Source organism: Myxococcus faecalis (assembly GCF_050039385.1).
GTDB classification, from domain to species: Bacteria; Myxococcota; Myxococcia; order Myxococcales; family Myxococcaceae; genus Myxococcus; species Myxococcus fulvus.
Map to the genome: position 1 here is coordinate 7,002,901 of NZ_CP144336.1, position 12,913 is coordinate 7,015,813.

General features: G+C 70.1%; 9 protein-coding genes. 2 read left to right on the plus strand and 7 right to left on the minus strand.

From position 1 onward, the window contains the following. From VZQ01_RS28110 to VZQ01_RS28140, 7 genes are all read right to left on the minus strand, one after another. On the minus strand, nucleotides 1–3,156 hold the full coding sequence (locus tag VZQ01_RS28110; RefSeq protein WP_426748996.1) for a TAT-variant-translocated molybdopterin oxidoreductase: 3,156 nt from the start codon (nucleotides 3,154–3,156) through the stop codon (nucleotides 1–3). After that, complete coding sequence (locus VZQ01_RS28115) at nucleotides 3,153–3,815, minus strand: cytochrome c3 family protein (RefSeq protein WP_141329433.1); 663 nt, start codon at nucleotides 3,813–3,815, stop codon at nucleotides 3,153–3,155. Before VZQ01_RS28115 ends, VZQ01_RS28110 begins: the two co-directional genes overlap by 4 nt. 459 nt (nucleotides 3,816–4,274) lie before the next feature. Beyond that, nucleotides 4,275–4,652, minus strand: coding sequence for an HNH endonuclease (locus tag VZQ01_RS28120; protein ID WP_141329431.1), 378 nt, complete (start codon nucleotides 4,650–4,652; stop codon nucleotides 4,275–4,277). 1 nt (nucleotide 4,653) lies between these two features. Beyond that, nucleotides 4,654–5,307: a ligase-associated DNA damage response endonuclease PdeM gene (pdeM, locus tag VZQ01_RS28125; RefSeq protein ID WP_426745184.1), complete on the minus strand. Its 654-nt coding sequence runs from the start codon at nucleotides 5,305–5,307 to the stop codon at nucleotides 4,654–4,656. Further along, the gene (locus VZQ01_RS28130) at nucleotides 5,277–7,700 is read right to left on the minus strand and encodes a ligase-associated DNA damage response DEXH box helicase (protein WP_426745185.1); all 2,424 of its coding nucleotides are present in this window, start codon (nucleotides 7,698–7,700) and stop codon (nucleotides 5,277–5,279) included. The genes pdeM and VZQ01_RS28130 overlap by 31 nt, the downstream gene beginning before the upstream one ends. 130 nt (nucleotides 7,701–7,830) lie before the next feature. After that, nucleotides 7,831–9,426 (minus strand): ATP-dependent DNA ligase, encoded by a 1,596-nt coding sequence (locus VZQ01_RS28135; RefSeq protein WP_426745186.1) that lies wholly within the window; start codon nucleotides 9,424–9,426, stop codon nucleotides 7,831–7,833. Nucleotides 9,427–9,429: 3 nt separating this feature from the next. Continuing rightward, entirely contained in the window at nucleotides 9,430–10,494 is a 1,065-nt protein-coding gene (locus tag VZQ01_RS28140) for a ligase-associated DNA damage response exonuclease (protein ID WP_426745187.1), read from the minus strand. 260 nt (nucleotides 10,495–10,754) lie between these two features. On the opposite strand from VZQ01_RS28140, the gene VZQ01_RS28145 reads away from it, so the two are divergent. Both VZQ01_RS28145 and VZQ01_RS28150 read left to right on the plus strand, forming a co-directional pair. Continuing rightward, on the plus strand, nucleotides 10,755–12,248 hold the full coding sequence (locus tag VZQ01_RS28145) for an anthranilate synthase component I family protein (protein ID WP_426748997.1): 1,494 nt from the start codon (nucleotides 10,755–10,757) through the stop codon (nucleotides 12,246–12,248). Further along, nucleotides 12,245–12,808, plus strand: a complete 564-nt coding sequence (locus VZQ01_RS28150; RefSeq protein ID WP_426745188.1) for an anthranilate synthase component II — start codon at nucleotides 12,245–12,247, stop codon at nucleotides 12,806–12,808. The genes VZQ01_RS28145 and VZQ01_RS28150 overlap by 4 nt, the downstream gene beginning before the upstream one ends. The last annotated feature ends 105 nt before the right edge of the window (nucleotides 12,809–12,913 follow it).

Below are 12,913 nucleotides of genomic sequence, written 5' to 3' on the forward strand. Positions count from 1 at the left end.
TTAGTGGCTCCCTTCCTGCGGCGCGGCCTTGGCCGGCTCGAGGGCGGTATTCGGGTTGCGCACGCGGATGAGGTGCGCGGTGCGCGGACGGGTGCCCAGCTCGTGGAGGAGCTTGTAGGCGCGCACGTCCTCATGGAGCTGCGAGACGAGCTGCTTCTCGTCGTGGAGGGAGCCGAAGACGATGGCCTGGGCGGCGCACGTCTGCTGGCAGGCCGTCTTGAGGTCGGCCTCCTTGATGAGCTCCTTCTTGACGCGCGCGTCGATGCGAACGCGCTCGATGCGCTGGACGCAGTACGTGCACTTCTCCATGACGCCGCGGTTGCGCACCGTGACGTCCGGGTTCATCAGCATCTTCTCGGTGGCCGTCTTGTCCGCGGTGTAGTGCAGGTAGTTGAAGCGGCGGACCTTGTAGGGGCAGTTGTTGGAGCAGTACCGCGTGCCGACGCAGCGGTTGTACACCATGTCGTTCAGGCCCTCGTCCGAGTGCACGGTGGCGTTCACCGGGCACACGTACTCGCAAGGCGCCTTCTCGCAGTGCACGCACGCGACGGGCTGCATGACCATCTTCGGGTCGTTCTCCGGACCCTCGAAGTACCGGTCGATGCGCAGCCAGTTCATCTCGCGGCTGACGGCCACCTGGGCCTTGCCCACCACGGGGATGTTGTTCTCGGCCTGGCAGGCGATGACACAGGCGCTGCAGCCCGTGCAGCGCGACAGGTCGATGGCCATCGCCCACTTGTAGCCGTTGTACTCGAAGGGCTCGAGGTTGTCCTGGATGCCCAGCTTCAGCTCACCCTTCACGCGGTGCAGGGTGTGCTGGGTGGCGACCGAGGGGTTCTCCAGCTCGGACAGCGGCATGTCCAGCGCGATGGGGCGGTTCTCCATGCGCCAGTGCGTCTGGGTCAGGCTGAACTTGTGGGTGCCGCGCACCTTGGTGAGCGTGGCGCCGCCGTCGAACCAGGGGTTCTTGCTGGTGCGAATCAGGTTGGCGTTGAAGCCCACGCCCTTGGCGACCTGCTCGTGCAGGCCGTCGCGGCCGTAGCCCAGCGCCACCGTGACGGTGTCGTCCTCGTGACCGGGGACCACCCACACCGGGACCGTCAGCTTCTGGCCGGCGTAGGACAGCTCCGCCAGGTCGCCAGGGGACAGGCTCAGCTTCTTGGCCGTGTCGGGGCCGACGAGCGCGGCGTTGTCCCAGGTCATCTTGGTGATGGGCTCGGGCAGCTCCTGCAGCCAGGAGTTGTTGCCGAAGCGGCCATCGTAGACCTTGTAGTCCGTGATGAAGTTCAGCTCGAGGTCACCGGTGGCCGGGGGCGTGTAGCCCGCGACCAGCGAGGCCGCGGCGCCGAAGTCCGGGGCGGTGGCCACGGCGGCGGACGCGGTGTTCTCGATGAAGCCCTGGGACACCCACGTCTCCCAGCGCGCCTCGAAGTCCGCCGCGTTGGCGGACTGGCCGCGCCAGTAGTCGCGCAGGAGCTGGTAGGCGGGGCGGAAGGGCTCGTCCAGGAACATGGCGAGCAGCTCCGCCTCCGGCACGCCCGCGAAGAGCGGCTGGATGAGCGGCTGCGCGATGGCGACGGTGCCGTCCACCGAGCGGCCGTCGCTCCACGTCTCCAGCGGGTGCGCCGCGGGGATGAACCAGTCGGCGTGCGCGCTGGTCTCGTCCTCGTAGAGGCCCGTGTAGATGACGTTCAGCTTGGCGCGGTTCGGGTGGTCCTTGCTGAGCACCTTGGCCAGGCCCACGTCCGCGGGGAGCGTGTAGACGGGGTTGTAGGCGGTGATGACCAGCGTGTCGACGCGGCCCGCCTCGATGTCCTCGACCAGGGCGCGCGCCTGCGACAGGCCGGTGGCCTCCGCGATGGACGCCTGGACGTAGCGGACGGTCTTGTTGGCGTTGCCGAGCGCGTCGTTGATGGCGTGGGCCAGCGCGTGCACGGCGGCCGGCTGACGCTCACCCGCGATGACGAGCGAGCGGCCCGGACCGGCGGCGCGCAGGTCGGCGGCGACCGCCTGCACCCAGTTGCCCATGTCACCGCGCAGCTCCGACTTGGCGGCGGCGGGACCGGCGAGCGACGCGGCGCTGCCACCCACGGCCTGGGCCACGGCGGCGGCCAGCCCCAGGATTTCGCGGGACTTCAGGCGCTTGCGGTGGTCGGCCATGCCGCCGGTGATGGAGAAGCGGGCCTCCGCCATGTAGAGGCGGTTGAGCTTGCCCTTGCGCGGGTCGCGGCGGTCGGCGAACTCGCGGATGTGGCGCAGGTTGCCCGGGCAGCTCTCCAGGAAGTCCGCGTCCAGCGACAGCACGACGTCCGCGTTGGCGAAGTCGTACAGCGCGGTGACGTGCTGGCCGCCGAACAGCGTGCGCAGGGCGTCCGCGCTGTTGTCCTGGTGGGAGGACGCGCTGAAGAAGCGCGCGTTGGGCAGCTTCTTCAGGATGCGGTTGCGCAGGTCACCCGTCAGCGGGGAGCCCACGGCCTCCGTGAGGAAGCGCACGCGCGAGCCGCCGTTGGCCGCCTTGGTCGAGAGCCCGGCCAGGGTCTCGTTGAGCACGCGCAGGGCGCGGGGGCTCTTGCCCTGGCGCAGCACGCGGGCGCGGCTGGGGTCGTACAGGGACAACAGCCACGCCTGCTCGAAGGTGCAGGCGGCGCCCTGGTTGATGGGGTGGTCCGGGTTGCCCTCGATCTTCACGGGGCGACCCTCGCGGGCGGTGATGAGCAGGCCGGAGGTGTGGCCCGACAGCGTCATCGCGGACGCGTAGTGCAGCGGGTTGCCGGGGGTGACCTCCGGCGGCGTCTTCGTGTACGGCAGCAGCTTCTCGTCCTGGGGACGGGTGCTGCAGGCCGTGGCGCCGGCCAGCGCGAGCGACGCGCCGAGCAGCTGCATGAACTCGCGGCGGACGAAGCCGGAGGGGGGCAGGTCCGCGCCCGCGGGGAACTCGGGGCGGGTCTCCTCCATGTACTCGGAGGTGCCCAGCTTCTCCTCGAGGCTGCGCCAGTACGTCTGGCCGTAGCCGTGCTCGGAGGAGTTCGCGTGCCGGGCGGCGTGGTCCAGCGCCTCACCCACGGCGTCGGGCGCCGGGGCAGGCCGGTCCGAGACGACCGGGAGCGCGAAGGAAGAGGACTCCTGCGACGGGGCGCCGTCGCGCTTCGTGTTCATCGGTGGCATGTGGAGCAGCTCTCGCGCGAGTGGACGTCGTACTCTTCCTTCAGCTTCTTGCCGAGCGCGGCGGCCTCGGCCTTGTCCTTGGGCGGAGTCCACGTCATCGACGTGATGAACTCCGCGGGCCGCAGGTTCGGCTCGGGGTTGCGGTGACACTCGAGGCACCAGGCCATGGTCAGCGGCGCGGCCTGCTCGATGGCGCCCATCTGGTCCACGCGGCCGTGGCACGTGGCGCAACCGACGCCCTTGTTCACGTGGATGGCGTGGTTGAAGTAGACGAAGTCGGGCAGGTTGTGGACGCGCACCCACTGGATGGGCATGTCCGCGAAGAAGGCCTTGCGCACCTCGGTCAGGTACGGGCTCTTGTTCCAGACCTGTGCGTGGCAGGACATGCACACGGTGGTGGACGGGATGCCCGCGGAGGGCGCCTTGTCCACGGACCAGTGGCAGTACTGACAGTCGATCTTCTCGTCACCCGCGTGGTGGCGGTGGTCGAATTCGATCGGCTGTTCGACGGGCATCTGCTGGTTCGTGACGTACGGAGACCGTACGTACGCCATGAGGCCGCCGATGCCGATGGCGGGCACGGCAAGAAGCGCCGCGGCGGAGAGCCGAGACACCGTGTTCGTCCAGCGTGGAAACAGAGGGCCGCTCATACCAGGACCATGGGCAAGGGGGCTTCAACGACTACGGTGAACGAGGAGGAGGAAGAGGCCAACGCGTGACTCGACGCGAACAGCGGCGGAACGATCCCGGCCCCGTGGGGGCGGGGGGGCGGCTCCTGGCGCGCGGAAGACGAAGCAGTCACGTCCAACGAAACCTCTATGGATGTTGCCGCGGGCGGGTCCCTCCTCCTGTCCAACCCAGCGCGGCGCGGGACCATTGACCATCGACACCGCAGTGTCAACCATTCTGATGTTGTGGCCGTGGGATACCATTTCCTCGCGCGGAGGCGGGAAATCGCGGTCCGGAAGCGATGAATCTCTCTTCTGGCGGGCGGAAGCGACGTTGAGTCGTTTCCGTCTGAGACGGATCAACAGCCCTGTTTCAGCCGCCCCCGGATGCGCGTGTCGGCCCTCACAGACAGGTCGCGCGGCGCGGGTGCGTGAGGTGGCTCACTCCGGGTCGGAGTCCTCGTCGCCCCCATCCGGTGCGCGCCAGCGCTCGCGGCGGCGGGCGAGCAGCTTCTCGACCAGCTCCCGGGCGCGGGCATCGCGGTGGTAGTGGGGGTCGTGGCGGGTGCCCTTTCCCTGGTTGCAGCGGGCACACGCCAGCGCCAGGTTCTCCAGGCCGTCGGTGCCGCCGGCGGTCCGCGGGACGATGTGCTCGATGGTGGCCCGGCTGATGGGCTCCCCATCCAGGCCCACCAACAGGTGGGCGTTGCAGTGCAGGCACTTGCCCAGCCAGGCCTCGCGTCCCCGGTGTTCGGTGCGCTCGAAGGTGAGGTCCGTGGCGATGATGCCCAGGATCCTGCGGCGCTTGGCGGTGCTCATCCTACACCTCGACCACGGAAGGGCCGGCGAGGGCGAAGACGCGCTCGCCGGGGCGGCGGGTCATGTCGAAGCCGCCGGTGAAGGCGCTGAAGGCCGGGAGGACTCCTACATCCCGGCCCAGGTGGAAGCATGGGAGTCGCAGCCTGTCCCCGCCAGCCGCCAGCCGCACCGTGGGGTGCAAATGCCCCGCCCACACGTAGCGACCTGTCTCGGGGGTGGGGTGGTGGGCGAAGCGGAAGGGCCCCTCATCCAGGTGGGACTCGTGGACGTCCAGGCGCCACGCGTCCGGCGGCGGGCCGGCCCTGAGGTCATGGTTGCCCCGGATGAGGACCATCGTCACGTCGGCGTGGGACTCACGCCAGGCGGCGAGTCTTTGGACGAGGGCGGGGGTGAGGCCCTCGCGGGCGTGGACCAGGTCGCCCAGGACGAGCAGCCGGCGCGCTTCGGTGGAGCTGAGCGCGGAGGACAGCCGGGCCAGGTCCTCGTCGAGCACGCCCAGGGGGAGGGGGATGCCGTGGCGCTGGAAGCTCTCCGTCTTGCCCCAGTGGAGGTCGGCCACGGCGAGCGTGCGGGCTTCGGGCCAGAAGAGGGCCCGCTCCGGGAGGAGCTCCAGCGGGGTGCCGCCTACGCGGACCTGGCATCGTCGCGGGTCCATCGCTCCTTCATTCGCTCCACGCGCTCCAGGAGGGACTCGTTGGAGACGCTGGCGCTGATGCGCTCGACGACCAGGGGGAAGGCCAGGGGTGTGGGCCTGCGGACATGGACCTGCTCCACGGGGCCCGCCTCCAGTCGCTCCAGGGCGTGCTCCAGGCGGCCCTGTTCGAACTGCTGTTCGAGCACCTCGCGTCGGGCCTGGAGCAGCAGCAGGTGTCCGGGGTCATGGCGGGCGAAGACGTCGTGGAGGAGGGCGGCGCTCGTCTGGACCTGGCGCGTAGACTTGCGGGCTCCGGGGAGGCCCGGGAGCACCAACCCGGCGACGCGGGCGATGTCGCGGAACTGGCGCTTCGTCAGCTCACCCACGTTGACGCTCTCCAGCACGTCCTCCTCCAGATGCTCGCGCGTGAAGAGCGCGGGGCGCAGCGCCTCCTCGAAGGGGAAGGGCGCGGGGGTGACCAACTCCAGGCCGTAGTCGTTCACCGACACGCTGAAGGTGGCCTTCTGCAGCCGCGTCAGTCTCAGGGCGAGCAGGGCGGCCAGGCCCTCGTGCACCCGGCGGCCCTCGAAGGGATAGAGGAAGAGGTGGTGGCCGTTGCGCGTGTGGCACAGCTCCGCGAGCACCGCGTTCGCCGCGGGGATGCGGGACAGCTTCTCCTGGGTCTCCAGCACGGGCCACGCGGCGGCCAGCTCATCGGAGGTGACGTCACCGTGGCGCGCGGCATCGAGCGTGCGTCGCACCGCGGCGGCCAGGGAGGTGGACAGCGGCAGCCTGCTTCCGCCCCAGCGCGGGGTTCGCGTCTCCTTCGTCTTCGCGGGGCGCACGTACGCGGTGAGCCCCTGGAGTCGGTTGAACTCGAGCTTCTTGCCGCCGAACTGGAAGGTGTCTCCGGGGCGCAGGCGGCTGACATAGGACTCCTCCACGCTGCCCAGGCGGCCCCCGGTCCAGTAGCGCAGCTCCACCATCGCGTCCGAGGTGATGGTGCCGATGTTGAGCCGGTGCAGCCGCGCGACGCGTGGGTCCTTCACGACGAAGCGGCCGTCGTGCTCCTCCACGCGGCGGAACTCGGGGTAGGCGCTCAGCGTGGGGCCGCCCTCGCGCACCAGCGTAAGCGTCCAGTCGAACTCCTCGTCGGCGAGGCTCGCGTAGGCGGAGGCGCTCCGGACTTCCTCTCGCAGCGCCTCGCGGGTGAATCCGCCGCCGAGCGCGCAGGTGACGAGGTGTTGCGCGAGTACATCCAAAGGCTTGCTGGGTGGAAGGCGTGGCTCCACCTCCTTGCGCGCGAGGGCGTCCCTGGCTGCGGCCATCTCCACCAGCTCCAGCGCGTGCGTGGGCACGAAGAGGATGTTGCAGGTGGCGCCAGGACGATGGGCTCCGCGCCCCGCGCGCTGGAGCGTCCGGCCGATGCCCTTGGGACTGCCCACCTGGACCACGCGCTCCACGGGGCCGAAGTCCACGCCGAGGTCCAATGACGAGGTGCACACCACGAAGCGCAGCATGCCGTCCTTGAGGCCGCGCTCCACGCGCTCGCGCTCCTCCTTGTCGATGGAGCCGTGGTGCAGGGCGAGCAGGTGTTCCCAATCGGGGCGCGCGAAACGGAGACCTTCGTACCAGCGCTCCGCCTGTGAGCGCGTGTTGGTGAAGATGAGCGTGGACTGCTTCGGGTCCAGCCTCACCGCCACGCCGGCCAGCATGGTGAAGCCCAGGTGGCCCGCCCAGGGGAAGCTGTCGACCGCCTCCGGCAGCAGCGTCTCCACTTCGACGGGACGCTCCATGTTCGCGCTGATGAGCGTGGGTGTGTTCCCGGTGCCGACGACATGGCGCGCGGCCTCGTCCAGGTTGGCCAGCGTCGCGGACAGGGCCCAGGTGCGAAGTCTCGGCGCGAAGTGCCGAAGCCGCGCCAGGGCAAGCTCTGTCTGTGTTCCCCGCTTGGAGCCGAGCAGCTCGTGCCACTCGTCGACGATGACGGCGCGCAGGCAGGAGAACAGCTCCGGTGCCCGCTCGTTCGACAGCATCACGGAGAGGGACTCCGGGGTGGTGATGAGCACCTCGGGGAGCCGCTCGCGCTGACGCTGACGCACGGATGACGAGGTGTCCCCGGTACGGCTCTCCACGTCCAGGTCCGTGTCCAGCACGCTCAAGGGTTCGAGGAGCGCCCGCTCCACGTCTCGCGACACCGCGCGCAGCGGCGTCACGTAGAGAATCTGGAGCCCCGTCTCGCCATGCTCCACCACGTCCGCGAGCGGGCCGAGATACGCGGCATAGGTCTTCCCCGCGCCGGTGGGGACGTGGATGAGCCCGCTGTCGCCTCTGCCGTACGCGGCCCAGGACTCCTCCTGGAACGCATGGGGCGTCCAGCCCTTCGACGAGAACCAGGCGCGCAGCCGCTCCATCGGCGGCGGGCCTCCGGTGACTCGCTCACGTGGGGTCGTCCGCTTGCGGCGCTTGGGAGGGGAGGGTGTCTGGGTTTCGCCTCGGAGCGCCTTGCGTCGGGCCTGGAGCTGCGCCTTCAGCGAAGGCGACCTACGCGCCGGCATGGAGCAGCTCCTTGAGCGAGTCCAGTGAGTCGGCGTCCTGGGGCTTCTTGTCCGTGCGCCACCGGGCGATGCGTGGGAAGCGCAGCGCGACGCCGGACTTGTGACGCGGTGAAGACTGGATGCCCTCGAAGTGCAGCTCGAAGACCTGCTCGGGCTCCACCGAGCGCACCGGTCCGAACTTCTCCCGCGTGTGCGAGCGAATCCACCGGTCCAGCTTGCCAATCTCCTCGTCCGTCAGCCCCGAGTACGCCTTCGTCACCGGCAGCAGGTCCGTCCCGTTCCACACCGCGAAGGTGTAGTCCGTGTACAGCGACGAGCGTCGCCCGTGTCCCGGATGCGCGTAGAGCAGCACCGCGTCCACGGTGAACGGGTCGATCTTCCACTTCCACCAGTCGCCCCGCTTGCGGCCCGTGAGGTATGCGGAGCTCTTGCGCTTGAGCATGAAGCCCTCGACGTTGCGCTCGCGGGCCTCGCTTCGCGTGTGCGCCAGCGCCTCCCATGACTCCGCCTCGACCGCGGGCGAGATGGGGAAGCGGGGATGCGCCTTCAGCACGGTCTCGAGGCGTGCGCGTCGCTCGTTCAGCGGCAGCGAGCGGATGTCCTGTCCTTCGTGCTCCAGCAGGTCGTAGACGATGAAGGCCGCGGGGGCCTCCGCGAGCACCTTGGCCGTCAGCTTCTGTCTGCCGATGCGACGCTGGAGCCGCGCGAAGGGCAGGGGCTTGCCGTCCTCGTACGCGAGCACCTCGCCGTCCAGCACCGTGCCTTCCGGCAGGGCCTTCGCGGCCTCGGTGATTTCGGGGAAGCGCTCGGTGAGCAGCTCCTCGCCCCGGCTCCACAGGTACACGTCTCCGTGGCGGTGGATGAGCTGGCCTCGGATGCCGTCCCACTTCCATTCGACCAGCCAATCCGACAGCTCGCCCAACGCCTCGGGGGGCTGCTCCAGGGGCGAGGCCAGATAGAACGGATACGGCCTGGAGCTCTCTGCGTCCGAGACATCCGGCGAGATGAGCTGCTGGAAGAACTCGCGCGACGGCGTCCAGGTGCCCATCAGTCGATGCGCGACATCTGGCGCGGGCAGCCCCGCGACCTTCGCCACCGCGCGCACCACCAACGTGGAGGACACGCCCACGCGCAGCTCGCCCGTGAGCATCTTGTTCAAGAGGAACACCTCGCGCCGGGGCATCGAGCGCCACCAGGACACGACCTGTTCGCGCTGCTCGGCCACGTCCAACTCGCGCAAGGGCAACAGTCGCTGGGTGAGCCACACCGAGAGCGGCAGCTCCTCCGGCTCGGCGGGCCGCTCCAGGTTGTCCAGCAACAGCGCGATGACCTCGGCCAGATCTCCGACGGACGCGTACACCTCCGCGAAGAGCCAGTCGGGGATGCCCGTCAGCTCCTGCGTCCATCCGACGAGCAGCTTCGTGGTGAGCAGCCGCTTCAGCTTCTGTCCCGTGAGGAAGTACAGCGCCCACGCGGCGTCCTCGGGCGGCGCCTCCGTGAAGTAGCGCGTGAGCGCGTCCACCTTCGCGTTGGTGGACATGGTCTGGTCCAGCCGCTCGTACAGGTCCGCGAGTCGTCGCACGCGTCAGTCCTCCGCCTCGCCCTCGAAGGGCGTGGCCAGCGGGGAGGCATCCACACCCTTCTCGCGGAGGTAGCGCGCCAGGGGCTCCGCGGAGCCGTGCGTGGTCAGCACCCGCTGCGCTCCGGTGTCCTCCACCGTGCGCAGCAGGTCCGGCCAGTCCGCGTGGTCCGACAACACGAAGCCCCGGTCGAAGCCGCGCCTGCGCCGGTTGCCGCGCACCCGCATCCACCCCGAGGCGAAGCCTGTCTCCATCTCCCCGAACCGGCGCATCCACGTGGAGCCGCCCGCGCTCGGCGGCGCGAGCACCAGCGCCCCCGCGAAGGACGTGCCCTTCTCCACCTCCGACACGAGCTGCGTGGGAATCATCTTCACCCCCGCCTCCCGGTACGCATCCACCAGGCCGTGCATCGCCCCGTGGATGAAGGCGGGCCGGCCCGTCAGCCGCGCCAGCTCCGCGAGGATTCGCTGCGCCTTGCCCAGCGCGTAGCAGAACAACACCACCGAGCGCCCCACCGCGCGGTTGGCGTCCCACCACCGCAGGATGTCCTCCGCCACCCGCCGCGCGTCGTCCCAGCGGAAGATGGGCAGGCCGAACGTCGCCTCGGTGATGAACGTGTGGCAGCGCACCACCTCGAACGGCGCGCACGTCGGGTCCGCCGCGCGCTTGTAGTCGCCCGAGACGACCCACACCTCGCCCCGGTGCTCCAGGCGGAGCTGCGCGCTGCCCAGCACGTGCCCCGCGGGATGGAAGCTGACGGTGACGTCGCCAAGCTTCAGCGGCTCGCCATAGTCCAAGGTGTCGATGGCGGAAGTGGCCCCCACGCGACGCCGCAGCAGGGACTCGCCTGCTCGGGCGCCCAGGTAGCGCTGATGGCCCGAGCGCGCGTGGTCGCCATGGGCATGGGTGATGAGGGCCCGCTCCACCGGCTGCCAGGGGTCGATGTGGAAGCCCCCGGGCTCACATAAGAGGCCCTGGGGCGTCACCGTGACGAGCGGCCTTCGAGGGTTGAAGGAGACGGAGGCGTCCACAGTCCTTCTGAAATAACGAGGGCTTCCAGAGGTGACCACCCAGGGTGCGCGTGCCTCTCACCTCCGCCGCTTGCTGGCATGCTCGCCAGGCACCCATCGCCCGCGCCTGCCCGCCGCGCGTGGAAACCTCCCGTCATCGTGAACGGGTGCGATGTCCCTCGCCCGGGGCAGGGGCTCCGCGCTACACCGGAGAGGCCGTCGCGAACCGTGGTTTCTGCTCGCGTGGAGTGAGGCGCGGGCGCGGCTCCCCGTCGCTGTCCGGGACGGGCGATACTGGTCGCGGGGGAAAGGTCATGACGATGGATGCACAGGAGCGGAAGGCGGCGTATCGCCAACGCGCGGAGCAGGGCGAGTCGGTGCCGGTGTCGGTGGAGTTGCCGGCGGACCTCGACACGCCGCTGTCGGCGTATCTGAAGCTGGGCGGAGGCTCGCGCGGCTTCATCCTCGAGTCGTGCTACGGCGGCGAGCGCTTCGGGCGCTACAGCCACGTGGGCACCCACGCCGCGGGGCGTGTGCGGCTGGACGCGCAGGGGGCCACGTTGTGGCGTGGCTCGCGCGAGGAGCGACGCGAGGGCAAGCCGCTGGACGTCCTGCGCACGTTGTGGCGCGAGCTCGCGGTGGCGCGACTGCCGGGCGAGGCCCCGTTCCTGGGCGGCCTCGTGGGGTACATGGGCTACAACTGCATCTCGTGGATGGAGCCCACCGTCCCGGACCGGCACCCGCGCGACACCTCGTTCCCGGACTCCGAGTGGCTCATCTGCGAGGACTTCGTCACCCACGACTCGCGCACCGGGACGCTCAAGGTCACCGCGATTGCCCGGCCGTCGCTCCATGGCAGCGTGGCCCACGCGCTGAAGGACGCGGAGGAGCGCGCGCAGGCCATGGCGCAGAAGCTGCTCAAGCCGCTGCCTCCCGAGGCCTACGTGCCGTCGCCTCGCATGAAGGGGGACTCGGCGCCCGTCGCCTGTTGGGACCGCGCCGGCTACGAGGCCGCGGTGGAGCGCTCCAAGGAGTACATCCGCGCGGGTGACATCTTCCAGGTGGTGCTCGCCCGGCGCTTCGAGTCTCGCGGTGCGCCTCCGCCGCTGTCGCTCTACCGCGCGCTGCGACGCGTGAATCCGTCTCCGTACCTGTTCCTCGTCGAGATGGGCGAGGCCCGCGCGCTGGTGGGCGCCTCGCCGGAGCTGCTCGTGCAGGTGCGCGATGGGGACGTGGTGGTGCGGCCCATCGCGGGCACGCGTCGCCGCGGGGCCTCCGAGGCGGAGGACCTGGCGCTGGAGAAGGAGCTGCTCGCGGACGAGAAGGAGCGCGCCGAGCACATCATGCTGGTGGACCTGGGCCGCAACGATGTCGGCCGTGTGGCGGCGCCCGGCTCGGTGCGCGTCGAGGACCTGATGGTCATCGAGCGCTACAGCCACGTGATGCACATCGTCTCGCAGGTGCGCGGGAAGCTGGACTCGAAGTTCGACGCGCTCGACGCGCTGGCCAGCACGTTCCCCGCGGGCACCGTGTCCGGGGCTCCGAAGATTCGCGCGATGCAGATCATCGACGAGCTGGAGGTGCAGCGACGCGGGCCGTACTCGGGCGCGGTGGGCTACCTGTCCTTCTGCGGCACGCTGGACGTGGCCATCGCGCTGCGCACCTTCTTCGTCGACGGGGACAAGACGTTCTGGACCGCGGGCGCGGGGCTGGTCGCGGACTCGGTGCCGTCGAAGGAAGCGGACGAGACGGAGGCCAAGGCCGGCGCCATGGCCGCCGCGCTCCGGCTGGCCCGCGAGGGAGGTGGGCGATGATCCTCGTCATCGACAACTACGACTCGTTCACCTTCAACCTCGTCCAGCTCCTCTACACGCTGGGCGCCGAGGTGAAGGTGGTGCGCAACGACGCGCTCACGGTGGAGGCCATCGCCGCCGAGGGCGCGTCGCACCTGGTGATTTCGCCGGGGCCCTGCACGCCGCACGAGGCTGGGGTCAGCGTGGCCGCCATCGCGCAAGCGAAGGTGCCGGTGCTCGGCGTGTGTCTGGGGCACCAGTCCATCGGCGCGGCCTTCGGCGGCAACGTCATCCGCGCGCCCGAGCCGGTGCATGGCAAGTCCGCGCGCATCCGGCACGAGGGCTCGGGCGTGTTCACCGGCGCGAGCCAGGGCTTCCAGGCCGCGCGCTACCACTCGCTGGTGGTGGAGGCGTCCTCGCTGCCCTCGTCGCTGGAGGCCATCGCGTGGAGTCAGGACGGGCTCATCATGGCGCTGCGCCACCGCGAGCGGCCCGTCGTGGGCTTCCAGTTCCACCCCGAGAGCGTGCTCACCCCCGAGGGGCCCACCCTGGTCCGCAACTTCCTGGAGGGGCGTCTCTGAGAGGGGGCATCACCCTGGAGTACGAGGGGATTGTCGGTCCCGTGACACTGTCTGGCGCCCGACAATTCCGACGTTCTTGACGGAAAAACCGCACGCATAGTGTGC